The following is a 25,759-nucleotide window of genomic DNA, read 5'->3' on the forward strand; positions in this document are numbered from 1 at the left end:
AGAGCACCCGGCGGACGAGTGGGCACTCAATCCCCGAGCAGGCCGTCAAGGAACGGCGACACGGCCCCCCGCCAAGCCTCCGGCAGGTCGTAGTGGGCGAGGTGCCCCGCGTCCGGCACCTCCGCGTACTCCCCGCGCGGCAGCACCCGCACCATCTCCTGGGCCTCCGCCCGGCCCAGCTCGCCGTCCACACCCCGCACCACCAGGGCCGGACACCGCACCTGGGTCAGCTCCTCCCAGTGGGCGTCGTAGACCCACGTCTCCCGGGAGCTGAGCATGTGCTGCGGCTCGAAGACCGGGCGCCAGCCGTCCTCGCACTCGTGCATCACCTCGGCGTAGAACGCGCCACGCGAGGGGCTGGGCCGCTCCACCCAGGGGTCGTCCTCGCCGAACCACTTGCGGACGTCGGCGAGGCTGGCGAACGGGACGGGCCAGGACCGGAACCAGTCGGCCCACTCGCGCTGCGAGGCCGCGCCGAGCGCGGAGGCCCGCATGTCGCAGATGACCAGGCCGCGGACCAGGTCGGGGCGCTTGGCGGCGAGCTGCCAGGCGGTCAGCGCGCCCATCGCGTGGCCGATGAGGACGACGGGGGCGAGGCCGAGCTGTTCCACGGCGGCCTCGGCGTCCTCTACGTAGGCCTCACGGGTGTAGGCGGCCTCGGGAGGCTTGTCGCTCCGGCCGTGGCCGCGCTGGTCGAGCGCCACGGCCCGGTGGCGGCCGGCGAGCCAGCGGGCGGTGGACGCCCAGTGCGAGGCGCGGCCCATCAGGCCGTGGAGTAACAGCACTCCCGGGGCGCCGGACTCCGCCCCCGCCGCACCGTCCGGCTCCGCCTCCGCCTCCGGTTTCGGAGGGTCGGCGAACTCCCAGGCGGCCAGGCGCACCCCGCCCGTTCCCGTCACATCGATACGCCGTGCCATCGGCCTGGCACCCCCCAGTGCTCCGCCTGCCTCGTCCTGCCTCGTCGTCCAGCTGCTTCAGGCTATCGAATGCCTATTCGAAAATTGCGTCTCCGTGGACAACACCCCTCATTCGAGTGACACCTGCCGAGGAATGATCGCCGCAGCCGAGGGGATCTTTCTGGCAGGAGGCGGACCGCTCGGGGAAAAGCCGGTCCGAGGGGATGACCTTGAGAGCTCGGGGCTCCGGGTCAGCACAGGGGAGGACAGGCCCCGGCGCCGCTCGGCGCCGGGGCCCTCTCCCTGTCAGCGCTTGGCGACGAACACATGGGAGGCGATGTCCGCCTCCAGCTCGGCCGCCTCGCCACCGCTGCCCACCAGCACACCACCGGGCGACTCCGTCACGCTCACCACGGAACCGGGCTGCACACCCGCCCGCCGCAGCGTGTACATCAGCTGCGCGTCCGTCTGGATGGGCTCGCCGATGCGGCGGACGACGACCGTCTTGCCGTCCGAGCCCGGATCCAGGTCGGCCAGCGACACCATGCTCTCGTCCAGGAACGGGTCCGCCCCGTCCTTCTCGCCCAGCTCCTCCAGGCCCGGGATCGGGTTGCCGTACGGCGACTCGGTGGGGTGCCGCAGCAGCTCCAGCACGCGGCGCTCGACGGCCTCGCTCATCACGTGCTCCCAGCGGCACGCCTCCGCGTGCACCTGCTCCCACTCCAGCCCGATCACGTCCACCAGCAGACACTCCGCCAGGCGGTGCTTGCGCATCACGCGCGTCGCCAGCCGGCGGCCCTCGTCGGTCAGCTCCAGGTGCCGGTCGCTGGCCACGGAGACCAGGCCGTCGCGCTCCATCCGCGCCACCGTCTGGCTCACCGTCGGCCCACTCTGGTCCAGCCGCTCCGCGATGCGGGCGCGCATGGGCACGACGCCTTCCTCTTCGAGTTCGAGGATGGTGCGGAGATACATCTCCGTGGTGTCGATCAGTCCGGACATACGTGCCCCTCGATTACCTCTGCCGGCCGCCGGCCGCGTGCGCTGGCCCTGGCATCAATTCTGCCGGATCCCACTGACAAGCGGGCGGTACCGGGGAAACGGGGCCCCGGCCGGGGAAGCGGCACCGCTCCCGGCCGCGGAGGCGCGGGCACGCCCACGAGGCGTCTGCCGGCTCCCGGCCGTATTGACACCGCGATGGTCCAGACCGCACCGTGATCCGCGACACAGACGCTGCGAAGGGGCACCGCATGAGCGACGGCACGCCTGCCGACCTGTTCTTCGACGCCGCCATCGGCCTGCTGCAACGGGTCCGCGACGAGGAGGCCGAGGCGATCACCGCGGCCGGCACCCTGCTCGCCGACACCGTCGCCGCCGGCGGCCGCCTGTTCGCCTTCGGCGCCGGGCACTCCTCGCTGGCCGCCCAGGACGTCGTCTACCGCGCGGGCGGCCTCGCGCTGATGAACCTGCTCGCCGTGCCCGGCGTCGTCGGCGTCGACGTCACCCCGGCCACGCTCGGCTCCGCCCTCGAACGCGTCGACGGCCTCGCGAGCGCCGTCCTGGACACCTCCCCGGTCCGCGCCGGCGACGCCCTCGTGATCATCTCGCTCTCCGGCCGCAACGCCCTGCCCGTGGAAATGGCCCGGGGAGCGCGCGCCCGCGGCGTGCGGGTCGTCGGCGTGACCTCGGTGGCGTACGCCACCGGGACCACCTCCCGGCACGACTCCGGCACCTTCCTCAAGGACCACTGCGACATCGTCCTCGACTCGAAGATCGCCGTCGGCGACGCCGAACTCACCCTCGACACCATCCCGGCACCGTTCGCCCCCGCCTCCACCGTCGTCACCACCGCCCTGATGCAGGCCGTCCTGGCGACCACCGCCGCCACCCTCGCCGACCGCGGCATCGAACCCCCGCTGCTGCGCTCCGGCAACGTCGACGGCGGCCACGAGTGGAACACCCGGGTGATGACCGAGTACGGCGACCGGATCTTCTACCGCCGCTGACGCACCGCCGGGGCACTACCGGCCCCGCACCGCCTCCGCCAGGTCCAGCGCCGTCGCGATCCGTACGGCCACGTCCTCGGCGTAGGCCGTGTCGGCACGCTCGAAGCGGCTGCGGCCGGCGGCGCGCAGGAAGGTCACCACCCCCAGCGTGCGCCCCCGGCTGCGCAGCACCGCGCACAGCGCGTGCACCGCGTCGTCGGGCCACTGCCGCTCCAGCGCCCACTCCCGCGCCCGCTCGGCCGGCACCGGCCCCGCGTCCGCGCGCACCGACCCGGCCCGCTCCACGCACCGCAGCGCCGGATGCCCCTCCGGGTAGCGCACGGGCAGCCCGGCCGCGCCCGTGAGCAGGCTCGGCCCCGGTGCCCCGGCCGGCGTGGCGGCGAGCCGGACCAGCCGGACCGGGCCCGGGGCGCCCTCGCCCTCCGCGCGCGGGCCGCCCGCCACCCGGTCGACCAGGGCGTGGTCGGCGAAGCCGGCGAGGGCGAAGTCCAGGTGGACGGTGGCCGCCTCCGCCGGGTCCTCGCACTCGGCCGCGGCCCGGGCCGCGCGGTGCAGCTGGCTCGTCCGGAACCGCAGCAGGGCCGCCTCCTGCTCACCCTGCTTGGCCTCGGTGACGTCCTCGAACACCCAGCCCACCCCGAGCGGCACCGGCTCCTCGGCCAGCGGCGAGGCCAGCCGCAGGAACCCGCTGCGCCAGCAGCGCCGCCGCTCGCCCTCCGGGCCGCGGACGGTCACCCACATCTCGGCGGGCGCGGGCGGCGCGCCCTCGCCGAGGACGTGGGTCAGCGCGGCCTCCAGCTCCTCCACCCCCTGGGCGAGCAGCTCGCCCAGCGGACGCCCCAGCACGGACGTACGGCCCACTCCCAGCGCCCGGGCCGCGTGCGCGTTCACCAGGGCGGGCCGCAGATCGGCGTCGACCAGGACGACCCCCCAGGACGCGTCCTCGAACAGCGCCTCGCTCAGCGCGATCGACCGCTCCAGATCGATCTGCGCGTGCACCTCGCTGAACGCGCAGTACACCCCGGCGGGCTTCCCGTCGGGTCCCCGCACGGCGGCCGACTGGGTCCGTACGAGCACCCGCCCGCCGTCCTTGGTGACCAGCGCGAACTCGTGCACCTGCCGGCCCGGCGCGTGCATCGCCGACATCAGACGGGCCTGCACGTCCTCGGCGTCGGCGCTGCGCACCGCCCAGCCGGCGAACCCGTGCCGCCCGACGGCCTCGGCGGCCGTCCACCCCAGGATCCGCTCCGCCTCCCGGTTCCAGTGGGTCACGACCCCGTCGGCGTCGAAGGCGCACAGGGCCGCGTCCATGCCGTCCAGCAGCGCGGCGAGCAGGTCGGATCCACCGGGCTCACCGGGCTCGTCCGGCCCCAGCTCGTCCGTGGTCCCACTCCGCCGCGAAGCACTCACCTGGACCCCCTGGAAGCCGCGTCCGCGCACGCGCTGCGCTCGGTTCGCTCACTGGTCCTCATTCAACTGGAACGTGACCCACCCCACATACTGTTCCCGCAAGAAAAACAGTTGAGCCCTCCCCGCCGGCTTCCTAAGGTGTCGGGTACACGAGAAGGGAGGTGGTTCGGCAGATGTGTGAATACCGGACGCGTGAGGTGGCTGCGGGCTAGCGGCCCGTCCCCACACCATGTGCGGTGCCGGACCAGCACGCGACAGATGCGTGCAGCCGGCCAATCCCAAGCAGTCACCCGACCCGCGGGCTGCCGGTACGTCCGGCCGGCTCCTCCTTGAGGAACCCAGCCCGCGGGTCGTCTGCGTGTTCAGGGGCTGAGACGTTCGGCCCGCCAGGTGCCGTCGGGGCGGGCGACGTAGCGCAGACGGTCGTGGAGACGGTTCTCGCGGCCCTGCCAGAACTCGATGGTCTCCGGGGTGATGCGGAAGCCGCCCCAGTGCGGCGGGACCGGGACCTGCTCGCCCTCGGGGTAGCGGGCGGCGAGTTCGGCGTAGGACGTGTCTAGTTCGCTGCGGGAGGCGATCACCGTGGACTGGGCGCTGGCCCAGGCGCCCAGCTGGGAGCCGTGCGGGCGGGTGCGGAAGTAGGCGGCGGTCTCGTCGCGGCCGGTGCGCCGGGCGGTGCCGGTGACGATGACCTGGCGGGCCAGCGGGTGCCACGGGAAGAGCAGCGAGACGTGCGGGTTCTCCGCGAGGTCGCGGCCCTTGCGGGAGTCGTAGTTGGTGAAGAAGACGAAGCCCTCGGTGTCGTACTGCTTCATCAGCACCGTGCGGGAGCTGGGGCGGCCGGTGGCGTCCGCCGTGGAGACGATCATCGCGTTGGGTTCGTAGAGCGTGCCGTGCAGGGCCGCCCGGGCGGCATCCTCGAACCAGCGGGCGAACTGGTCCATGGGATGGGTGGCGAGGTCCTCTTCGGCGAGGCCGTCGGCCCGGTACTGCTTGCGCATGGCGGCGGGGTCGAGGACGGGATCCAGAAGCGGGTCGCAGTCGGTCACGCGGTCATCCTGCCGTATCGAACGGGTATGGCACCGGGTGTCGTGTGGTCTCCCCAACCATGGCACCGGGGGTTATCGTTCAGCTCCCTTTGCGGTCGGGTTGACCACGGGTGACCACCGGCAGATCGGGGCATCACCGGGGTGACCGCCGCCCACACATCACGAGGAGCCGCCTGATGTCCGATTTCGTACCCGGGCTCGAAGGAGTCGTCGCGTTCGAGACGGAGATCGCCGAACCGGACAAGGAGGGCGGCGCCCTGCGCTACCGGGGCGTCGACATCGAGGACCTGGTCGGGCACGTCTCGTTCGGGAACGTGTGGGGGCTGCTGGTCGACGGCGCCTTCAACCCCGGCCTGCCGCCCGCGGAGCCGTTCCCGATCCCCGTGCACTCCGGTGACATCCGCGTGGACGTGCAGTCGGCGCTCGCCATGCTGGCGCCCGTCTGGGGCCTGCGCCCGCTGCTCGACATCGACGAGCGGCAGGCCCGCGCGGACCTGGCGCGCGCCGCCGTGATGGCCCTGTCGTACGTCGCCCAGTCCGCGCGCGGGCAGGGGCTGCCCATGGTGCCGCAGCGGGAGATCGACAAGGCGGGCTCGGTGGTGGAGCGGTTCATGATCCGGTGGCGCGGGGAGCCGGATCCCAAGCACGTCGCGGCCGTGGACGCCTACTGGACCTCCGCCGCCGAACACGGCATGAACGCCTCCACGTTCACCGCGCGGGTCATCGCGTCCACGGGTGCGGACGTGGCCGCCGCGCTGTCGGGCGCGGTGGGCGCGATGTCCGGACCGCTGCACGGCGGTGCGCCGTCGCGGGTGCTCGGGATGATCGAGGAGATCGAGCGCACGGGGGACGCGGAGGCGTACGTGAAGCAGACCCTGGACCGCGGTGAGCGGCTGATGGGCTTCGGGCACCGGGTGTACCGGGCGGAGGACCCGCGGGCGCGGGTGCTGCGGCGTACGGCGCGGGAGCTGGGTGCTCCGCGGTTCGAGGTGGCCGAGGCGCTGGAGAAGGCCGCGCTGGAGGAGCTGCACAACCGGCGGCCGGACCGGGTGCTGGCCACGAACGTGGAGTTCTGGGCGGCGATCATGCTCGACTTCGCCGAGGTGCCGGCGCACATGTTCACGTCGATGTTCACGTGCGCGAGGACCGCAGGGTGGTCGGCGCACATCCTTGAGCAGAAGCGGACGGGGCGGCTCGTGCGGCCGTCGGCGCGGTATGTGGGGCCGGGGCCGCGGCGGCCTCAGGACATCGAGGGGTACGGGGAGGCCGCCCACTGAGAGGGGTGGCTCAGGAGCGCGGGCGGCCGCGGGCCGGTTGTGGCCGGGCCGGCCGCGCCCGCGCGGCGGAGCCGCATGGGGGTACGGCCCCGCGCCCCTTCGGGCCGGCTGCTCACGCCGGTGTCAGAAGGCTCCCGTGGTGCCGCCGCGCCACCAGCGGGTGGGCCCTGAGTTTGCCCTTGAGTTCGTTGTAACCGTACTCGGCGTACAGGGGGTTCGTCGGGTCCGTGGTGATGCCGGGGGCGGCCGACGCGTGCGGGAAGGGGAGCGGAGCGATCCTCGCGTCGAGGCGGGGGTTGTAGAAGAACGGGACCGAGAAGCGTTCGGTCGCGCCGGGCGGGCTGACCACGCGGTGGTTGGTGGCGAGCAGGTAGCCGTTGGTCGCCACCTCCAGGAGTTCGCCGAGGTTGACGACGAACGCGCCCTCGATGGGCGGTACGTCGTGGAAGCGGCCGTCCTCGCGCTGGACCTGGAGGCCGCCGACCGTGTCCTGCAGGAGCAGGGTCAGGAAGCCGTAGTCCTTGTGGGCGCCGACGCCCTGGCCGGTGCCGTCGGCCGCGCTGCCGGGGTAGCGGACGAGCTTGAGGTGCGGGTGGGCGTGCGGGCCGAAGACCGGGTCGTAGAAGTCGGCGGGGGCGCCGATGGCGGTCAGGAGTTCGTGCAGGAGGCGGTGGGCGACCTGGCTCAGCCGGTCGATCCAGGCGAGGGCGGCCGTGCGGAGTTCGGGGAGGGCGGCCGGCCACTGGTTGGGGCCCTGGAGCCACCAGTAGGGGGGTTCGCCGGGGCCGGGGGTCCGGGCGGGGCGTTCGGCGCCGATGTCGAGCTGGTCGCGCCAGTCGCGGGTGCCGCCGGTGCGCTCGTCACCGGTGCGGGTGTAGCCGCGGAAGTGCGGGGAGCCGACGTTGTCGAGGGCGAGCCGGTCGGTCTCGGGGAGGGCGAAGAAGGCACGCATGGCGGTGAGCAGCGCGTCGGTCTCGGCCGGGGTGACGCCGTGGCCGACGAGCTGGAAGAAGCCCACGTCGTGGGCGGCGCTGTGCAGCTGCGCGTGGAGCAGGGACCGGGCCTGGGGGCCGCGGTCGGCGGCCGACAGGTCGATGATCGGGAGCTGGTGGTACGACGTCGCTGTGTGCGTGGTCATGATGCGTCCGCGGGTGTACGGGGCACGGGTGGCCGCCGGGGGTAGGGCGGGCCCCCGGGTGCCGGAAAAAGGAAGAAGAAGGGTGCTGCGGGGGGCTGGTCAGGCGGAGAGGTGACGACAGCCCATGCTCGTGACGCGCACGTAGTCCACGTGGCGGCGGCGGACGAGCATCGGAAGCATGGGCCAAGGGTAACGCGCCCCCGGGACTGCTCCCTCAGCCCAGTGATGCGTCGAGCAGGGCCGCCCACTGGCCGACGACGCGTGTGCGGCGGGCGGTGTCGTCGGTGAGCAGGTTGGCGAGGCCGAGACCGCGGGCCATGTCGAGGAGGCCCTGGACGGTTTCGCGGACGCCGGGGCGGGACTCGTCGGCGCCGAGGAGTTCGACGGCGATGCGGTGGGTCTCGCGGCCGACGCGGGCCTCCAGCTCGGTGACGCGCGGGCGCAGCTGGTCCTCGTCACAGGCGGCGACCCACAGGTGCAGGGCGGCGCGGAAGAGGGGGCCGGTGTAGAGGTCGACCAGGGCCGCGACGACGGCGCGGCGGTCGGCGGGGCCGTCCGGGAAGAGGGCGCGCAGGGCGCGGGAGCGTTCCTCGGAGACGTACTCGACGGCGGCGGTGAAGAGGTCCTCGCGGGTCGGGAAGTGGTGCTGGGCGGCGCCCCGGGAGACGCCGGCGCGTTCGGCGACGGCGGCGACCGTGGAGCCGGCCCAGCCGTGTTCGGCGAGGCAGGCCACGGCGGCCTCCAGGAGCCGCTGCCGGGTGGCCCGGCTGCGGTCCTGCTTGGGAACGCGGTCGCGTTCGGTCGTACTCACACCACCCATGCCGCATCACGTCTTTCCAGGAAGGCCGTCATCCCCTCCCGGGCCTGGGGGGAGGCGAACAGCCGGGCCGAGAGCGCGGTCAGCTCGGCCGCGTCCCGGTCGAATGTCTCCAGCACCCTAGCCGTGAGCAGCCGTTTCGTCTCGGCCAGGGCCTGGGGGGCGGAGCGGCGCAGGCCGTCGAGGACGGGGGCGAGGGCGGTGTCGACGTCGTCCGCGGCCGTCGTCAGCAGGCCCAGGGTCACGGCCTCGGCGGGGCCGAAGCGTTCGCCGGTGAGGTAGTAGCGGGCCAGGGCGCGGGGGTCGGCGCGCGGGATCACCGGCAGGGAGATCACGGCGGGCGCGACGCCGATGCGTACCTCGGTGAAGGCGAAGGTGGCGTCGGTGGAGGCGGCGGCGATGTCGCAGGCGGCGAGCAGGCCGAGGCCGCCGGCGCGGACGTGGCCGGTGACCCGGGCGAGGACCGGTCTGGGCAGCTCGACGATCTGCCGGAGCAGGGCCACCAGGGCGTCGGGCTGGGGCGGGTCGCGCAGGTCGGCGCCGGCGCAGAACGTCGTACCGGTGTGGGTGAGGACCACGGCCCGTACGTCCGGGTCCTTGCCGCAGTCGGTGAGGGCGTCGGCGAGTTCGGTGACGAGTGCCGCGGACAGGGCGTTGCGGGTGCCGGTGGCGTCGAGGCTGAGGGTGTGGACGGCACGGGTGTGCGTGCGGCCGATCAGCGGGGCCGGGTCGGTCATGGGTGCTCCCTGAGCTGCCGGCGCAGGATCTTCCCGGAGGCGGCGCGCGGGACGGTGTCGGTGAAGGTGATCCGGCGGACGCGTTTGTAGGGGGCGACGCGTTCGGCGACGTAGAGCAGGATGTCGTTCTCGGTGAGGTCGCCGGCGGTGGGGTGGCGGACGACGTGGGCGTGCGGGATCTCGTTGCCGTCGTCGTCGCGGGCGCCGATGACGGCGGCGTCGGCGATGCCGGGGTGGGTGAGCAGGAGGGCCTCCAGTTCGGCGGGGGCCACCTGGAAGCCCTTGTACTTGATCAGTTCCTTGACGCGGTCGACGACGAACAGCCAGCCGTCGGCGTCGACGTGTCCGACGTCCCCGGTGTGCAGCCAGCCGTCGGCGTCGATCAGGGCGGCGGTGGCGTCGGGGCGGCCGAGGTAGCCCTTCATCACCTGGGGGCCGCGGATGAGGATCTCGCCGGGTTCGCCGGTGCCGAGGTCCTTGCCGGGGTCGTCGAGGGAGACGATCCGCATCTCGGTGCCGGCGATGAGCCGGCCGACCGTGCCGGCGGGGGCGTCGTGGAGCCGGTCCAGGGGGACGACGTGGGTGCCGGGGGACAGTTCGGTCATGCCGTAGGCCTGGCCGATCGGGGGCAGGCCGAGGCGTGCGGCACAGGCGAGGGCGAGCCGGGCGTCCAGCGGGGCGGCGGCGCTGATGACGTACCGCAGCGAGGAGAGGTCGTAGCGGCTGACCGCCGGGTGCTTGGCGAGGGCGAGGACGATCGGCGGGGCGACGTACAGGCCGGTGATGCGGTGCTTCTCGATCGCGGCGAGGAAGGTCTCCAGATCGAAGCGCGGCAGGACGACGACGGTGGCGCCCTTGCGCAGGGGGGCGTTCATCAGGGCGGTGAGGCCGTAGATGTGGAAGAAGGGCAGGACGGCGAGGATGCGGTCGCCGGGTCCGGCGGGGACGGCGGGTTCCAGCTGGGCGAGGTTGGTGGCGATCTGCCGGTGGGTGAGCATGACGCCCTTGGGGGTGCCGGTGGTGCCGGAGGAGTACGGCAGCGCCGCGATGTCCTCGGCCGGGTCGATGCCGGGCTCCGGTTCGGGGGCGGTGGTGGCGAGCAGGTCGGTCAGCGAGCGGTGGCCGGGCGCGCTGTCGCAGACGAGGATCTCCCGTACGCCGCCCGCGATGCCGGCGGCCCGGCGGGCGGTGGCCAGCAGCGGGGAGACGGTGACGATCCAGCGCGCGCCGCTGTCGCCGAGCTGTCTGGCGAACTCCTCGGCGGTGGCGAGCGGGTGCACGGTGGTGACGGCGGCGCCCGCGCGCGTGGCCGCGTAGAAGGCGGTCGGGAAGGCGATCGTGTTGGGGCTGTGCAGGGCGAGGACGTCGCCCTTGCGGACGCCGGTGTCGGCGAGGGCGGCGGCCAGGCGCCGGTGGAACCGGTCCACCTGCTCGTACGTGAGGGTGGTGCCGTCCGTGCCGTCGATGAGGGCGGGCCGGTCGCCGAAGGCGGCGGCGTGGCCCAGGACGGCCTCGTGGATGGGGAGTTCTACGGGCGGAACGTCTGCGTACTCGCTGCGGAACACGGTTCCTCCTCGCGCGGGCCGTCTCAGTAGGACTTGGGCAGGCCCAGGGTCTGGTGGGAGACGTAGTTGAGAATCATCTCCCGGCTCACCGGGGCGATACGAGCCACGCGCGCGGCCGTTATCAGCGAGGCGAGCCCGAATTCCCGGGTGAGCCCGTTGCCGCCGAGGGTGTGCACGGCCTGGTCGACGGCCTTCACGCAGGCCTCCGCGGCCGCGTACTTGGCCATGTTGGCGGCCTCGCCCGCGCCGATGTCGTCACCGGAGTCGTAGAGGTGCGCCGCCTTCTGGGTCATCAGCCGGGCCAGTTCCAGGTCGATGTGGGCCTGCGCGAGGGGGTGGGCGATGGCCTGGTGGGCGCCGATGGGGGCCTTCCACACCGTGCGGTCGCGGGCGTACTCGACGGCCTTGGACAGAGCGTACCGGCCCATGCCGATCGCGAACGCGGCCGTCATGATCCGCTCGGGGTTCAGTCCGGCGAACAGCTGGAGCAGTCCCGCGTCCTCGTCGCCCACCAGCGCGTCGGCGGGGAGCCGTACGTCGTCCAGGACCAGTTCGAACTGTTTCTCCGCGGCGCTCAGTTCCATGTCGATGGGCCGCTTGAGGAAGCCTTCGGCGTCCGTCGGCACGATGAACAGGCAGGGTTTGAGGCTGCCGGTGCGGGCGTCCTCGGTGCGGCCGACGATCAGGACGGCGTCGGCCATGTCGACCCCGGAGATGAACACCTTGCGGCCGGTGAGCAGCCAGTCGGTGCCGTCCCGGCGGGCGGTGGTGGTGATGCGGTGGCTGTTGGAGCCGGCGTCGGGTTCGGTGATGCCGAAGGCCATGAGCCGGGTTCCGTCGGCGATTCCGGGGAGCCAGGTCCGCTTCTGGTCCTCCGTGCCGAAGCGGGAGATCACGGTGCCGCAGATGGCCGGGGAGACGACCAGCATGAGCAGGGGGGAGCCCGCGGCGCCCAGTTCTTCGAGCACGATGGCGAGATCCGCTATGCCTCCGCCGCCGCCCCCGTGCTCCTCGGGGAGGCTGACGCCGAGGTAGCCGAGTTTCCCCGCCTCCGACCAGAGTTCGGCGGGGGGCCTGCCCTCGGCGACGGTACGGGTGAGGTACGCGCGGCCGTAGCGCCTGCCGAGGGCGGCTACCGCGGAACGCAGGGCCTTGTGCTCTTCGGATTCGATGACGGCGGTCATGGGGCTCCTAGGAAGAGGTTTCCTGCACTACTGCCAGCAACGCGCCGGGCTCCACCTGCCCGCCCGGTTCGGCGTGCAGGGCGGTGAGCGTTCCGGTCGTCGGCGCCGAGATCACGTGCTGCATCTTCATCGCCTCCAGCCAGACGAGTCCCTGACCGGCCTGAACCGTTGCCCCTTCGGTCAGCCCCTCGGCGACGCGTACGACCGTGCCGGGCATCGGCGCGAGCAGGGATCCCGGGGCGAGCTGGGCGGCGGGGTCGGGGAAGCGGGGCAGGGCGGTGAGGCGGGTGGCGCCCACGTGGACCTGGTCGCCGTACCGGGCCACCTCGTACCTGCGCTGCACGCCGTCGACTTCGAGGACGACGAGACGCGCGTCGGCGTGGACGACCCGGACCCCGTCCGCCGCGAGGCCGTCCCGGGTGTGCCGGTAGCGGACCTCGTGCTCCTCCCCCGCCATCTCGTACCGCTTCACCTGCGGCTGTGCGGGGACGTTGCGCCAGCCGCCGAAGCGGGAGCGGCCGTGGGCGTCGGCGAGGGCGGCGGCCAGGGGTGCGTGGGGGTCGTGGGCGGGCTCGGTGAGTTCGCCGAGGTGGCGGTCGTAGAAGCCGGTGTCCGTGCGGGCGGCCGTGAACTCCGGGTGCCGCAGGGAGCGCACCAGCAGGTCGCGGTTGGTGACCGGGCCGTGGACCGCGGCGGACTCCAGGGCGCCGGCGAGCCTGCGGATCGCCTCCGCGCGCGTGGGGGCGTGCGCGACGACCTTGGCGAGCATCGGGTCGTAGTGGACGCCGATGGTGTCGCCGTCGGCGTAGCCGGTGTCCAGGCGGACGCCCGCCGGTACGGCGAGGCGGTGCAGGGTGCCGGTCTGGGGGGCCCAGTCGCGGGCGGGGTCCTCGGCGTAGAGCCGGGCCTCGACCGCGTGGCCCCGCGCGTGCGGGGGCTCGGTCCCGAGGGCGTGGCCCTCGGCGATCCGGATCTGTTCCGCGACCAGGTCGAGGCCGAACACCGCCTCGGTGACGGGGTGTTCCACCTGGAGGCGGGTGTTCATCTCCAGGAAGTGGGCGCGGCCGTCGGCGACGAGGAACTCGACGGTGCCGGCGCCGGTGTAGGAGACAGCGCGGGCGGCGCGTACGGCCAGCGTGCGCAGCTCGTCCGCGAGCGCCGGGGTGAGTCCGGGCGCCGGCGCCTCCTCGATCACCTTCTGGTGGCGGCGCTGGAGGGAGCAGTCGCGGGTGCCGAGCGGCCAGACGGTGCCGTGGGTGTCGGCGAGGATCTGCACCTCGACGTGGCGGCCGTGTTCGAGGTACGGCTCCACGAACACCTCGCCGTCGCCGAAGGCGCTCGCGGCCTCGGCGCGCGCGCCCTCCAGCGCGGCCGGCAGCTCCGCCAGGCGGCGCACGATCCGCATCCCGCGCCCGCCGCCGCCCGCCGCCGCCTTCACCAGCACCGGCAGGTCGGCCTCGGTCACCTCGTGCAGGGGCTCGATGCCCAGCAGCTTCTTGGCGCGGGTCTTGGACGCCATGGCCTCGATGGCCCGCGGGGGCGGGCCGATCCAGACCAGGCCGGCGTCGAGGACGGCGCGGGCGAAGCCGGGGTTCTCGGAGAGGAAGCCGTACCCGGGGTGGACGGCGTCGGCGCCGGCGGCGAGGGCCGCCTTCACGATGAGGTCGCCGCGCAGGTAGGTCTCCGCGGGTGCCGCGCCCGGCAGCCGTACCGCCGTGTCGGCCAGGCGCGTGTGGAGCGCGTTGCCGTCGGCGTCGGAGTGCACGGCGACCGTGCGGATGCCGAGGCCGGCGCAGGTGCGGAAGACGCGGCAGGCGATCTCGCCCCGGTTGGCGACGAGCACGCTGGAGATCATGTGGTCCCTCACATCCGGAAGACGCCGAAGCCGCCGCGCGTGCCCTCGTAGGGCGCGGTGTGCAGGGCGGAGAGGCACAGGCCGAGGACGGTGCGGGTGTCGCGCGGGTCGATGACGCCGTCGTCGTACAGCCGCCCGGACAGGAACATGGGCAGCGACTCGGACTCGATCTGCTGCTCCACCATGGCGCGCAGGGCCGCGTCCGCGTCCTCGTCGTAGGGCTGTCCCTTGGCCGCCGCCGACTGCCGGGCGACGATCGACAGCACGCCGGCGAGCTGCTGCGGGCCCATGACGGCGGACTTGGCGCTGGGCCAGGCGAACAGGAAGCGGGGGTCGTAGGCCCGGCCGCACATGCCGTAGTGCCCGGCGCCGTAGGACGCGCCCATGAGGACCGACAGGTGCGGGACCCGGCTGTTGCTGACCGCGTTGATCATCATGGCGCCGTGTTTGATGATCCCGCCCTGCTCGTACTCCTTGCCGACCATGTAGCCGGTGGTGTTGTGCAGGAAGAGCAGCGGGATGTCGCGCTGGTTGGCGAGCTGGATGAACTGGGCGGCCTTCTGCGACTCCGCGCTGAAGAGGACCCCCTGGGCGTTGGCCAGCACTCCGACCGGGTAGCCGTGCAGGGCGGCCCAGCCGGTCACCAGGCTCGTGCCGTACAGCGGTTTGAACTCGTCGAAGTCGGAGCCGTCCACGATCCGGGCGATGACCTCGCGCGGATCGAACGGGATCTTCAGGTCGCCCGGGACGATGCCGAGCAGTTCCTCGGGGTCGTACGCGGGCGGCTCGGCGGGGCCGGGGTCCGGATGGGCCTTGCGGTGGTTGAGGCGGGCCACGACGCGGCGGGCCTGGCGCAGCGCGTCGGGCTCGTCCACGGCGAAGTGGTCGGCGAGGCCGGACACGCGCGCGTGCATCTCGGCGCCGCCGAGGGACTCGTCGTCGCTCTCCTCACCGGTGGCCATCCTGACCAGGGGCGGCCCGCCGAGGAACACCTTCGCCCGCTCCTTGACCATGATCACGTGGTCGGACATGCCGGGGACGTAGGCGCCGCCGGCGGTGGAGTTGCCGAAGACGACGGCGATCGTCGGGATGCCGGCGGCGGAGAGCCGGGTCAGGTCGCGGAAGATCGCGCCGCCGGGGATGAAGATCTCCTTCTGGGACGGCAGGTCGGCGCCTCCCGACTCCACCAGGCTGATGCAGGGCAGCCGGTTGGCGAGCGCGATGTCGTTGGCGCGCAGGGCCTTCTTCAGGCTCCAGGGGTTGCTGGCGCCGCCGCGTACGGTCGGGTCGTTGGCGGTGATCAGGCATTCCACGCCCTCGACCACGCCGATCCCGGTGACGAGCGAGGCGCCGACGGGGTGGTCGCTGCCCCAGGCGGCCAGCGGGGACAGTTCCAGGAACGGGGTGTCGGGGTCCAGCAGCAGTTCGATGCGTTCGCGGGCGAGCAGTTTGCCGCGCCCCCGGTGCCGTTGGACGTACTTCTCGCCGCCGCCCGCGAGGGCCTTGGCGTGTTCGGCCTCCAGCTCGGCGAGTTTGCCGAGCATGGCTGCGCGGTGGGCCTGGTAGTCGGGTCCGGTGGGGTCGAGAGCGGTCTGCAGAACCGTCACAGCAGGGTCTCCGGGATGTCCAGGTGGCGGGAGCGCAGCCATTCGCCGAGGGCCTTGGCCTGCGGGTCGAAGCGCGTCTGCGCGGCGACGCCGGCGCCGAGGATGCCCTCGACGACGAAGTTGAGGGCGCGCAGGTTCGGCAGCGGGTGGCGGGTGACGGGCAGCTCGCGGGTCTCGGGCAGCAGCTGCCGGAACCTGTCGGTGGTCAGCGTGTGCGCGAGCCATCGCCAGGCCTCGTCCGTCCGCGCCCACACCCCGACGTTGGCGTTGCCGCCCTTGTCCCCGCTGCGCGCCCCGGCGACCAGCCCGAGTGGCGCCCGCCGGACCGGGCCGGGCGGCAGGGGTGCGGGGAGGGGCGGAGGCGGTACGGCGTCCAGGGGCCGCGTCTCCTGGGGCGCCGGCACAGGGATACGGCGTCCGTCGTGGAGGACGGCTCTGTGTTCCACGTCCCCATGGGGCACGTACACATCCTCGAACACCCCATAGGGGGCGCCCTTTCCCGGTGGGGACAGCACATGGAAGCCCGGGTAGCTGGCGAGTGCCAGTTCCACGGCGGCCCCGCTCAGCGCGCGCCCCACGGCCTGCTGGTCCGGGTCGCGGACCACGAGCCGCAGCAGCGCGCTGGCCGTCTCCTCGGTGTCCGCGTCGGCCCGGTCGGTCCGCACCAGGTCCCACCGGGCCTCCTGCGGCGGCGACTTGGCGAGGGCGGCGTCGAGCTGCTCCCGCACCAGGGCCGCCTTGGCCTCGATGTCGAGTCCGGTGAGGACGAAGACGACCTCGTTGCGGAAGCCGCCGAGGCGGTTGAGCCCCACCTTGAGGGTGGGCGGCGGCGCCTCCCCGCGCACCCCCTCGATCCGCACCCGGTCCGGTCCCTCCTGGCGCAGCGTCACGGTGTCCAGCCGGGCGGTCACGTCGGGTCCGGCGTACCGGGCGCCGCCGGTCTCGTAGAGCAGCTGGGCGGTGACCGTGCCCGTGTCCACGAAACCGCCGGTGCCGGGGTGCTTGGTGATCACGCAGCCGCCGTCGGCGTGGATCTCGGCGAGCGGGAAGCCGGGGCGGCGTACGTCCCCCTCGCCGAAGAACGCGTAGTTCCCGCCGGTCGCCTGGGTCCCGCACTCCAGCACGTGCCCGGCCACGACGGCGCCGGCGAGCCGGTCGTGGTCCGCGGGCGTCCAGCCGAAGTGCGCCGCGGCGGGCCCGGTGACCAGGGCCGCGTCGGTCACCCGGCCGGTGATCACGACATCGGCGCCGGCCCGCAGGCACGCGGCGATGCCAAAGCCGCCGAGGTAGGCGTGGGCGGCGAGGGTGCCGGGACGGGCGGCGGCCAGATCGTCGCCCTCGACGTGCGCGACCCGCACCGGGACGCCGAGCCGGTCCGCCAGCTCCCGTACTCGGTCGGCGAGTCCGGCCGGGTTGAGGCCGCCCGCGTTGGCGACGATCCGCACCCCGCGCTCACGGGCGAGGCCGAGGCAGTCCTCCAGCTGGCGCAGGAAGGTGCGGGCGTACCCGGCGGACGGGTCCTTCAGCCGGTCGCGGCCGAGGATGAGCATGGTGAGTTCGGCGAGGTAGTCACCGGTGAGGACGTCCACCTCGCCGCCGGTGAGCATCTCGCGCAGGGCGTCGGAGCGGTCGCCGTAGAAACCGGAGAAGTTGCCGATGCGCAGCGGCCTCACCGGCCGGCCCCCTGCGGCGGGCGGCCGGTGCCGGGCGGGCCCGCGAAGGCCTGGGCGATGCCGAGCCAGCGGTCGGCGTCCGGGCCCGCGGCCGTCAGGGCGAGGTCGCCGCGGTGGGCGCGCTGGGTGACCAGGAGGCAGAAGTCGAGGGCGGGGCCGGTGACGCGTTGCGGGGCGTCCTCCGGGCCGTACGCCCACACCTCGCCGGACGGTGCGGTGAGTTCCACCCGGAACTCCCCGGCCGGCGGGGTGAGTCCGTGCACCCCGAAGGCGAAGTCACGGGTCCGCACCCCGAGTCGGGCCACATGCCGGAGCCGGTCGGTGGGTGGGCGCACCACATTCAGGGCGTCGGCGACGTCCAGCGCGTGGGCCCACGTCTCCATGAGGCGGGCGGTGGCCATGGAGGCGGCGGACATGGGCGGGCCGTACCAGGGGAAGCGGGCGCCGGGCGGTGCGCCGCGCAGGGCCTCGTCCAGGGCGGTGCGCCCGGCACGCCAGGCCGCCAGCAGGTCGGCGGGCGGGAGCGCGGCGCCCTCCGCCGCCCCCTCGTCCACGAACGAACCGGGGGCGGCGAGCGCCTTCTCCACCAGCGCCTGGAAGGCACCGGCGTCGGTGACGGCGAGCAGGGCCGAGTGGTCGGTCCAGGCGAGGTGGGCGATCTGGTGGGCGACGGTCCAGCCGGGCGCGGGGGTGGGCAGGTTCCACTGGTGAGCGGTCAACTCGGCGACGAGCAGGTCGAGTTCCTCGCTCTCGGCACGCAGGTCGTCGATGACGGGCGTCGGGTCGGCCATGGGGGGAGCATGGCAGCGGACCCAGAAACAATCAAGCGTGCTTGCATTAATTTCTGGACGGTCACACCGCTTCCACGGGCGGGTACACCGGCTCCCACCGGGCCGCCCGCACCGCCGCCTCGACGTCGTCCACCGCCGCCCGGGCGACCCCCTCGTCCACCGCGGCCCGGGCCACGGCCACGGCGACCGCCTCCGAGGTGGCGCGCAGGTCGCGGATCGGCGGGAGGACCGGCGCGTCGGCACGCGCGACCTCGGTGTCACCGGTGCGGCGGGCCACCGCGTCGGCCGCCGCGCGCAGCATGCGGTCGGTGATCCGGGAGGCCCGGGCGACGATCGCGCCGAGGCCGAGCCCGGGGAAGACCAGCGCGTTGTTGGCCTGCCCGATCTCGTACGTCGTACCGTCCCGCTCCACCGGCGCGAACGGGCTGCCGGTGGCCACCAGCGCCTTGCCGCCCGTCCAGTCGAGCAGGTCGGCGGGGGTGGCCTCGGCGAGGTCGGTCGGGTTGGACATGGGCAGGATGATCGGCCGCTCGGTGTGCTCGGCCATCGCGCGGACGAGGTCCTCGGTGAACGCGCCGCCCTGGCCGGAGGTGCCGATCAGGATGGTCGGGCGGGCCCTGCGGACCACCTCGTCCAGCGGGATGCCGGGCAGGCTCTCGTCCCGGCGCCAGCCGTCGGCCTCGCCGGCCGGGTGGGCGTACGGCCTCTGCACGTCCCGGAGCTCGTCGCCCTGGTCGTCGGTGAGCAGGCCGTACCGGTCGACGCACCAGAAGCGGGCCCGCGCCTCGTCCTCGGACAGGCCCTCGGCGATCAGGGCGTCGCGCAGCTGGTCGGCCACCCCGATCCCGGCGGTGCCCGCGCCGAAGACGACGATCCGGTGCTCGGGCAGGGGCGTGCCGGTGGCGCGGACGCCGGACAGGACGGCGGCGAGGTTGACGGCGCCGGTGCCCTGGATGTCGTCGTTGAAGGTGCACACCCGGTCGCGGTAGCGGTCGAGGACGCGGTGGGCGTTGGCGGTGCCGAAGTCCTCCCAGTGCAGCAAGGCGTTCGGGAAGAGCCGGGTGGCCGCGGTGACGTAGGCGTCGATGAAGGCGTCGTAGTCCTCGCGGTCGGCGCGCGGGTGCCGGTTGCCGAGGTAGAGGGGGTTGTCGAGGAGTTCCTTGCGGTTGGTGCCGACGTCGAGCATGACGGGCAGGGTGCGGCGCGGGTCGATGCCGGCGGCGGCCGTGTAGACGGCCAGTTTGCCGACCGCGATGTCGATACCGCCCACACCCCAGTCGCCGATCCCGAGGATGCCCTCGCCGTCCGTGGCCACGATCAGGTCGACGTCGTCGGCGCCCAGGCCGCTCGCGCGCAGTGAGCGCTCGATGTCGTCGGGGGCGTCCACGGAGAGGTAGACGCCGCGCGGGCGGCGGTACTCGGTGCTGTAGCGGCGGATCGCCGTGCCCACGGTGGGGGTGTAGACGATGGGCAGCATCTCTTCGAGGTGATCGCCGACCAACCGGTAGAACAGGGCCTCGTTGCGGTCGTGCAGGGCGGTCAGGTGGACGCTCTTGGCCAGGTCGCTGGGTTGCTCCCGGAACTGGCCGTAGGCGCGTTCGGCCTGTTCGTCCTGCGTGAGCACGCGGGGCGGGATGAGCCCGACGAGGTCGAGGGCCCGCCGCTCCTCCTCGGTGAACGCCGTACCCCGGTTGGTCCGGGGGTCGGCGAGCACGGCCCGCCCGCGCGCGGCGATCCTCAGCGGCTCGGGTGTGGTCTCACGGGCATCGGTCATGGGATCCGCCTTTCCGTCGGCAGACCGGGTTTCCACAAACCCGGCTGCGACTGCATTCCACTCTCACCGAGGGGAGGCGGTGCGTACGCGGGGCCGCGCCCGGGGGCCCGACGCGTCGCCGTCGCCGCGGGAGCGGCGGGAGGCGGCGGGGGTGGGAGGCGACCCGGGAGTGGGAGGTGGCGCGGGGGCGGGAGCGGTGGCAGCCCGGGACCGGAGGCACCCGGGACCAAAACAGAGGCGGCAACGGAGGGCGGGAGCGGTCGGAGGCGGCGCGGGCCGGAGAGGACGGAGAGGGGGCGACGGGTCCGGAGCGGCCGGAGGCGGTCCAGGGCCGGGGGTGGAGGTGGCGACGGGGCCGGTGAGGGGGTGGGCGGTGGTTGCGTCTTCTCGGGTGGGGCGGCGGTCAGGGGCTGACGGGGGCCGCGGCGGTCTTGCCCCGGCCCACCTGGGTCCGGACCGCGCCGATGCTCGCCACGATGACCAGGGCGATCGCGGCGGCCTCGGTCGCGGACAGGGACTGGCCGAGGATGAGGAAGCCGGCCGTGGCCGCGAGGGCGGGCTCCAGGCTCATGAGGATGGCGAAGGTGGAGGCCGGCAGGCGGCGCAGGGCCAGCAGTTCGAGGGTGTACGGCAGGACCGAGGAGAGCAGGGCCACCGCCGAGCCGAGGGCGGCGGTGGTGGGATCGAGCAGGCGCGTGCCCGCGTCGGTGATGCCGATGGGGAGGAAGAGCAGGGCGGCGACGGCCATCGCCAGTGCCAGACCGTCGGCCTGCGGGAAGCGGCGGCCCGTACGGGCGCTGAAGATGATGTAGGCCGCCCACATGGCGCCGGCCCCCAGGGCGAAGGCGACACCTGTGGGGTCCAGGTTGCTGAAGCCTCCGCCGCCGAGCAGGAACACTCCCCCGAGGGCCAGGCAGGCCCACAGGGCGTTGATCCCGCGGCGGGAGGCCAGCACGGAGAGCGTCAGCGGGCCCAGCACCTCCAGGGTGACCGCCGGGCCCAGCGGGATGCGGGCCACCGCCTCGTAGAACAGGCCGTTCATCGCGCCCATGGCGATACCGAAGACGACCACCGTGCCCCAGTCGGTGCGGGAGTGGCCGCGCAGCCGGGGCCGGCAGAACAGCAGGAGGACGATCGCCGCCGCGACGAGGCGCAGGGTCACCACGCCCGGCGCACCGGCCCGGGGCATCAGGGTGACCGCCAGCGCGCCGCCGAACTGCACCGAGATGCCGCCGGCCAGCACCAGCCCGACCGGCGCGAGCGAGCCGAGGGAACCGGAGCCGCCGGCGCCGCCGGTGGGGGCGGGGGCGGTCTGGGACGGCGATGCGGTGCTGGATGCGGCGGTCACGGGCGGTCCTGGTGGCTTGATCGGGTACGTGCATCACGATGTACTACCAGGTCCAGGGTAATGGACTTCGACAGGTGCGTGAACTCTTTTTGGGACTGTCCCGGATACCGGGCTCAACTGCCCGGCCAGACCTCCTCGTTACGGAACAGGGGACGGCCGTCCGGCAGCGCCGACGGCACGTGACCGGCGCTCCCGTACGCGGGGCCGCCCGCCTCGGATCCGTAGCCGTAGCCGTGTCCCTGCCCCTGCCCGTACGCCTGGCCGGGTCCGTACGGCCGGTGGCCGGTGTTCCTCCCACAGCGGCATGCGCAGCTCGCCGGTGTCCATGGCGTGCTGTTCTGCGAGCGGTGCAGCCGGGCGTACGCCCCGCCCCGCTCCACGACGACGATGCGGTCGGCGTCGGGGGCGAGGTTGAGGTCGTGCGTGATCACACGCCGACCGGGAGCCGGAACGGCGAATTCGGCAAGGGTGTGCTGTGAAAATTCGCTTATGAGGACGCGTCCAGTGCCTGTGCCAGCACCTCCGCCAGGTGGCGCCCCCGGATCCCGGCGAGCTGGTCGAGCTGGGTGCGGCAGGAGAAGCCGTCCGCCAGGATCAGCGTGCCGGCGGGTGCCTGGCGGACGGCGGGCAGGAGCTGTTCCTCCGCGCAGGCCCGGGAGACCTCGAAGTGGCCCTTCTCGAAGCCGAAGTTCCCCGCCAGGCCGCAGCAGCCCCCGCTCAGTTCGCCGGTGAGGCCGGCGGCGGCCCGCAGCCGGCGGTCCGGGGTGTCGCCGAGCACCGCGTGCTGGTGGCAGTGGGTCTGGCCGGCCACCGGGCGGTCGACGGCGGGCGGGGTCCAGTGCGGGGCGTGGCGCTCCAGCGTTTCGGCGAAGGTGAGCACCGCGGCGGACAGCCGGGCCGCTCGCGGATCGTCGGGCAGGAGTTCCGGGAGGTCGCCGCGGAGGGCCGCGGCGCAGCTCGGTTCCAGGACGACGACCGGGACCCGGGCCCGCAGCACCGGTTCCATCAGGTCCAGGGTGCGCCGCAGGACCGTACGGGCGCGGTCCAGCTGGCCGGTCGAGAGGTAGGTGAGCCCGCAGCAGACCCGGGCCCGGCGGGCCGTGAGCAGCGCGGTCACCGCCCTGGTCCTGCCGTCCCCGATCGCCCCGCGGCCCGGCACCCGCGTGGGCGGGAGGGCCACCCGCAGCCCGGCCGCCTCCAGCACGCGTACGGCGGCCCGCCCGACGGAGGGAGCCAGGTGCTCGGTGAAGGTGTCCGGCCAGAGGACGACCAGGTCGCCGCCGTCCTGAGCGGGCGCCTCCCCCACACCGGCGGAGTCCGCGGCAGCGCCCGCCGGGTACGCGGTCGGCCGGCCCCCCGCGCCCCCGCTCGGCCCCCGCCAACTCCGCCTTGTACGTGGCCATGTCGACGCCGACCGGGCAGTCCGAGCGGCAGCCCTTGCAGGACAGGCACAGGTCGAGGGCGTCCCGGACCTCCGTGGACCGCCAGCCGTCGGTGACCACCTCGCCCGCGAGCATCTCGTGCAGCAGCCGGGCCCGGCCGCGCGTGGAGTGCTGCTCGTCGCCGGTGACGCGGAAGGAGGGGCACATGACGGCGGGGCCGGCCGGCGTGGCCGTACGGCACTTGGCGACGCCGACGCAGCGGCGGACGGCCGCGGCGAAGTCGCCGCCGTCCGCCGGGTAGCCGAAGGCCACGTCGACCGGGCGGCCCGGCAGGACGGCGAAGCGGAGGTTCTCGTCCAGCCGCGCCGGGCGGACCAGGATGCCGGGGTTGAGCAGGTCGTCCGGGTCCCAGACGGCCTTGGCCCGCTCGAACAGCGCGACCGTCTCCTCGCCGTACATCCGCGGCAGCAGTTCCGCGCGGGCCTGGCCGTCGCCGTGCTCCCCGGACAGGGAGCCGCCGTGCGCCACGACCAGGTCGGCCAGTTCCTCGGAGAAGCGGCGGAAGCGGCCGACGCCGGCCTCGGTGAGCAGGTCGAAGTCGATGCGGACGTGGATGCAGCCGTCGCCGAAGTGGCCGTAGGGCGCGCCGCGCAGGCCGTGGGCCGACAGCAGGGCGCGGAAGTCGCGCAGGTAGGCGCCGAGCCGGGCGGGCGGTACCGCGCAGTCCTCCCAGCCGGGCCAGGCCTCCGTGCCGTCCGGCATCCGGGTGGCGGTGCCGGCCGCGTCCTCGCGGATCCGCCACAGGGCCCGCTGGGCCGCCGGTTCGGTGACGACCAGCGCGGTCACGACGTCGGCGGCGCGCACCATCTCCTCGGCCCGCGCGCGGGCCCCGGCCGCCGTGTCCCCGCCGGTCTCCACGAACAGCCAGGCGCCCCCGCCGGGCAGCCCGGACCCGGGCGGCACCAGGTCGGCGGCCATGCCCTCCACCGTGAGGGGCCGCAGCGGCAGCAGGCCGGCGGCGGCCTCGGCGGCCGCGCTCTCGTCGGCGTACGCCAGCACGGCCAGGGCGCGCGCCCGGGGGGCCTCGACCAGGCGGACCACGGCCTCGGTGAGGATGCCGAGGGTGCCCTCGGAGCCGCAGAAGGAGCGGGCGACGTCGGCGCCCTTCTCGGGCAGCAGCGCGTCCAGGGCGTACCCGGAGATGCGGCGGGGCAGGTCCGGGAAGCCCGTGCGCAGCCGGGCCAGTTCGCCCTCGGCCAGTTCGCGCAGCCCGGCCGGGGCGCCCGCCCAGTGCGGGCCGAGCCGCAGCCGCTGCCCGCGCGCGGTGACGACCGACAGCTCGCGGACGCTGTCCGCGGTGGTGCCCCAGGCGACCGAGTGGGAGCCGCAGGAGTTGTTGGCGATCATGCCGCCGAGCGTGCACCTGCTGTGCGTGGAGGGATCGGGGCCGAAGCGGAGGCCGTGCGGGGCGGCGGCCTCCTGGAGGCGGTCCAGGACGAGCCCCGGCTGCACGACGGCCGTCCCGCTGCCCGGGTCCAGCTCCAGCAGAGCGGTCATGTGCCGGGTGAAGTCCAGCACCACGCCGGTCCCGGTCGCCTGGCCGGCGATCGACGTGCCGCCGCCGCGCGCCACCACCGGCACCCCGCGCGCCCGGCACACCTCCAGCACGGCGGCCACGTCGTCGGCGTCCCGGGGGGCCACGACGCCCAGCGGGACCCGCCGGTAGTTGGAGGCGTCCATGGTGACCAGTGCCCGGGCGGTGGCGTCGAACCCGACCTCGCCCCGCACGGCCGCGCGCAGCTCCGCTTCGAGTCCCAAGTGATCCGTCATGCGTCCAGGATGCATCCGATCACGGACAGTCACCGAGAGTTGTCCACAACCCCGCCCCTATCGTCGTACAACCTCACAAGTCCGAGTCCCGGCGATCTCGTCTCATCGAACGGACAGGTCTCCACCTCGCTCTTCGCCACCGGCTAACCTCGTCCCGTGGCCGACATCCAGATTCCCGCTGACATCAAGCCCGCCGACGGACGTTTCGGCGCTGGCCCCTCCAAGGTGCGCACCGAGGCGCTGGACGCCCTCGCCGCCACCGGTACCTCCCTGCTGGGCACCTCCCACCGGCAGGCGCCGGTGAAGAACCTGGTCGGCAAGGTCCGCGAGGGCATCTCCGAGCTGTTCTCCCTCCCGGAGGGCTACGAGGTCGTCCTCGGCAACGGCGGCTCCACCGCCTTCTGGGACATCGCCACGCACGGCCTGATCGAGAACAAGTCGCAGCACCTGAACTTCGGCGAGTTCTCGTCCAAGTTCGCCAAGGCCGCCAAGCTCGCGCCCTGGCTGGCCGAGCCCACCGTGATCGCCTCCGACCCCGGCACCCACCCGGAGCCGCAGGCCGAGGCCGGTGTCGACGTCTACGCCTTCACCCACAACGAGACCTCCACCGGTGTCGCCATGCCGATCAAGCGCGTGGCCGGCGCCGACGAGGGCGCGCTCGTCCTCGTGGACGCCACCTCCGGCGCGGGCGGCCTCCCGGTCGACATCGCCGAGACCGACGTCTACTACTTCGCCCCGCAGAAGTCCTTCGCCTCCGACGGCGGCCTGTGGATCGGCGTCTTCTCCCCGGCCGCGATCGAGCGCGCCGAGCGGGTCCACGCCTCCGGCCGGCACGTCCCGGAGTTCTTCTCGCTCCCCACGGCGATCGACAACTCGCGCAAGAACCAGACGTACAACACCCCTGCCCTGGCCACACTCTTCCTGCTCAACGAGCAGCTGGAGTGGCTCAACGGCCAGGGCGGCCTCGCCTGGTCCACGGCCCGCACGAAGGACTCCTCGACCCGGCTGTACGGCTGGGCGGAGGAGGCCAAGTACGCCACCCCGTTCGTCACGGACCCGGCCAAGCGTTCGCAGGTCATCGGCACGATCGACTTCTCGGACGAGATCGACGCCGCCGCCGTCGCAAAGGTGCTGCGCGCCAACGGCATCGTGGACACCGAGCCGTACCGCAAGCTGGGCCGCAACCAGCTGCGCATCGCCATGTTCCCGGCGATCGACCCGGCGGACGTCGAGGCGCTGACGAAGTGCGTCGACTACGTGATCGAGAAGCTCTGACCGCTCGCGTACGACGACGAAGGGCGCCCGGTGTTCCTCACCGGGCGCCCTTCGCGTGCGGTCCGAGGTCTCCGGCCCGGCCCGGAACCGGCTCCCGCGGCCCCACCCCGGCCCGGACGAGGAAGGCGGACGCGGACTCGCGCCGGTG

The 25,759-nt window shown here is 73.9% G+C and carries 19 protein-coding genes and 1 pseudogene; 3 read left to right on the forward strand and 17 right to left on the reverse strand.

Features of this window, described 5'->3' with window-relative positions; translation table 11 throughout:
• Window positions 1-26: 26 nt before the first annotated feature.
• Window positions 27-917: an alpha/beta fold hydrolase gene (locus tag IG05_RS0112100; protein ID WP_030341846.1), complete on the reverse strand. Its 891-nt coding sequence runs from the start codon at window positions 915-917 to the stop codon at window positions 27-29.
• A gap of 285 nt (window positions 918-1,202) precedes the next feature.
• Window positions 1,203-1,895 (reverse strand): metal-dependent transcriptional regulator, encoded by a 693-nt coding sequence (locus IG05_RS0112105; protein ID WP_030341848.1) that lies wholly within the window; start codon window positions 1,893-1,895, stop codon window positions 1,203-1,205.
• A gap of 248 nt (window positions 1,896-2,143) precedes the next feature.
• Between IG05_RS0112105 and IG05_RS0112110 the strand changes: the two genes are divergently transcribed.
• Complete coding sequence (locus tag IG05_RS0112110; RefSeq protein WP_030341849.1) at window positions 2,144-2,899, forward strand: SIS domain-containing protein; 756 nt, start codon at window positions 2,144-2,146, stop codon at window positions 2,897-2,899.
• Window positions 2,900-2,914: 15 nt separating this feature from the next.
• Here the strand turns inward: IG05_RS0112110 and IG05_RS0112115 are convergent, their stop codons facing one another.
• Both IG05_RS0112115 and pdxH read right to left on the reverse strand, forming a co-directional pair.
• Window positions 2,915-4,309 (reverse strand): PAS domain-containing protein, encoded by a 1,395-nt coding sequence (locus IG05_RS0112115; protein WP_030341851.1) that lies wholly within the window; start codon window positions 4,307-4,309, stop codon window positions 2,915-2,917.
• 362 nt (window positions 4,310-4,671) lie between these two features.
• The gene (gene pdxH, locus IG05_RS0112120) at window positions 4,672-5,358 is read right to left on the reverse strand and encodes a pyridoxamine 5'-phosphate oxidase (RefSeq protein WP_030341853.1); all 687 of its coding nucleotides are present in this window, start codon (window positions 5,356-5,358) and stop codon (window positions 4,672-4,674) included.
• 176 nt (window positions 5,359-5,534) lie between these two features.
• On the opposite strand from pdxH, the gene IG05_RS0112125 reads away from it, so the two are divergent.
• Window positions 5,535-6,635, forward strand: a complete 1,101-nt coding sequence (locus tag IG05_RS0112125) for a citrate synthase 2 (RefSeq protein WP_030341854.1) — start codon at window positions 5,535-5,537, stop codon at window positions 6,633-6,635.
• 112 nt (window positions 6,636-6,747) lie between these two features.
• Here IG05_RS0112125 and IG05_RS0112130 read toward each other — a convergent pair whose 3' ends face one another.
• The 13 genes and pseudogenes from IG05_RS0112130 to IG05_RS42080 all read right to left on the reverse strand — a co-directional run bounded on the left by IG05_RS0112130 (window position 6,748) and on the right by IG05_RS42080 (window position 24,336).
• Window positions 6,748-7,773: an isopenicillin N synthase family dioxygenase gene (locus tag IG05_RS0112130; protein WP_030341856.1), complete on the reverse strand. Its 1,026-nt coding sequence runs from the start codon at window positions 7,771-7,773 to the stop codon at window positions 6,748-6,750.
• 214 nt (window positions 7,774-7,987) lie between these two features.
• Entirely contained in the window at window positions 7,988-8,593 is a 606-nt protein-coding gene (locus IG05_RS0112135; RefSeq protein WP_030341858.1) for a TetR/AcrR family transcriptional regulator, read from the reverse strand.
• Window positions 8,581-9,327: an enoyl-CoA hydratase family protein gene (locus IG05_RS0112140; RefSeq protein ID WP_030341859.1), complete on the reverse strand. Its 747-nt coding sequence runs from the start codon at window positions 9,325-9,327 to the stop codon at window positions 8,581-8,583. Before IG05_RS0112140 ends, IG05_RS0112135 begins: the two co-directional genes overlap by 13 nt.
• Entirely contained in the window at window positions 9,324-10,892 is a 1,569-nt protein-coding gene (locus IG05_RS0112145; protein WP_030341861.1) for a 4-coumarate--CoA ligase family protein, read from the reverse strand. The genes IG05_RS0112140 and IG05_RS0112145 overlap by 4 nt, the downstream gene beginning before the upstream one ends.
• Window positions 10,893-10,915: 23 nt before the next feature.
• On the reverse strand, window positions 10,916-12,076 hold the full coding sequence (locus tag IG05_RS0112150; RefSeq protein WP_030341863.1) for an acyl-CoA dehydrogenase family protein: 1,161 nt from the start codon (window positions 12,074-12,076) through the stop codon (window positions 10,916-10,918).
• A gap of 7 nt (window positions 12,077-12,083) precedes the next feature.
• Complete coding sequence (locus IG05_RS0112155) at window positions 12,084-13,931, reverse strand: acetyl/propionyl/methylcrotonyl-CoA carboxylase subunit alpha (RefSeq protein ID WP_030341864.1); 1,848 nt, start codon at window positions 13,929-13,931, stop codon at window positions 12,084-12,086.
• An 8-nt stretch (window positions 13,932-13,939) separates the two neighbouring features.
• Window positions 13,940-15,538: an acyl-CoA carboxylase subunit beta gene (locus tag IG05_RS0112160; protein WP_030341866.1), complete on the reverse strand. Its 1,599-nt coding sequence runs from the start codon at window positions 15,536-15,538 to the stop codon at window positions 13,940-13,942.
• Entirely contained in the window at window positions 15,535-17,211 is a 1,677-nt protein-coding gene (locus tag IG05_RS0112165) for an acyclic terpene utilization AtuA family protein (RefSeq protein ID WP_030341867.1), read from the reverse strand. The genes IG05_RS0112160 and IG05_RS0112165 overlap by 4 nt, the downstream gene beginning before the upstream one ends.
• Window positions 17,208-18,002, reverse strand: coding sequence for a TIGR03084 family metal-binding protein (locus tag IG05_RS0112170; protein WP_030341870.1), 795 nt, complete (start codon window positions 18,000-18,002; stop codon window positions 17,208-17,210). Before IG05_RS0112170 ends, IG05_RS0112165 begins: the two co-directional genes overlap by 4 nt.
• Before the next feature lie 61 nt (window positions 18,003-18,063).
• Window positions 18,064-19,776 carry an NAD-dependent malic enzyme gene (locus tag IG05_RS0112175; RefSeq protein ID WP_030341872.1) on the reverse strand — a complete coding sequence of 571 codons (1,713 nt, stop codon included), beginning with the start codon at window positions 19,774-19,776 and terminating at the stop codon, window positions 18,064-18,066.
• A gap of 403 nt (window positions 19,777-20,179) precedes the next feature.
• On the reverse strand, window positions 20,180-21,124 hold the full coding sequence (locus IG05_RS0112180; RefSeq protein WP_078894063.1) for an EamA family transporter: 945 nt from the start codon (window positions 21,122-21,124) through the stop codon (window positions 20,180-20,182).
• 113 nt (window positions 21,125-21,237) lie between these two features.
• Window positions 21,238-21,555, reverse strand: coding sequence for a hypothetical protein (locus IG05_RS0112185; RefSeq protein WP_030341875.1), 318 nt, complete (start codon window positions 21,553-21,555; stop codon window positions 21,238-21,240).
• A 56-nt stretch (window positions 21,556-21,611) separates the two neighbouring features.
• Window positions 21,612-24,336, reverse strand: a pseudogene (locus tag IG05_RS42080) (FAD-binding and (Fe-S)-binding domain-containing protein).
• A 156-nt stretch (window positions 24,337-24,492) separates the two neighbouring features.
• Here IG05_RS42080 and serC point away from each other — a divergent pair.
• Complete coding sequence (serC, locus tag IG05_RS0112195) at window positions 24,493-25,611, forward strand: phosphoserine transaminase (protein WP_030341877.1); 1,119 nt, start codon at window positions 24,493-24,495, stop codon at window positions 25,609-25,611.
• Window positions 25,612-25,759 lie beyond the last annotated feature (148 nt).

The organism is Streptomyces sp. NRRL S-1022 (assembly GCF_000720135.1).
In the GTDB taxonomy this organism is placed as follows: Bacteria; Actinomycetota; Actinomycetes; order Streptomycetales; family Streptomycetaceae; genus Streptomyces.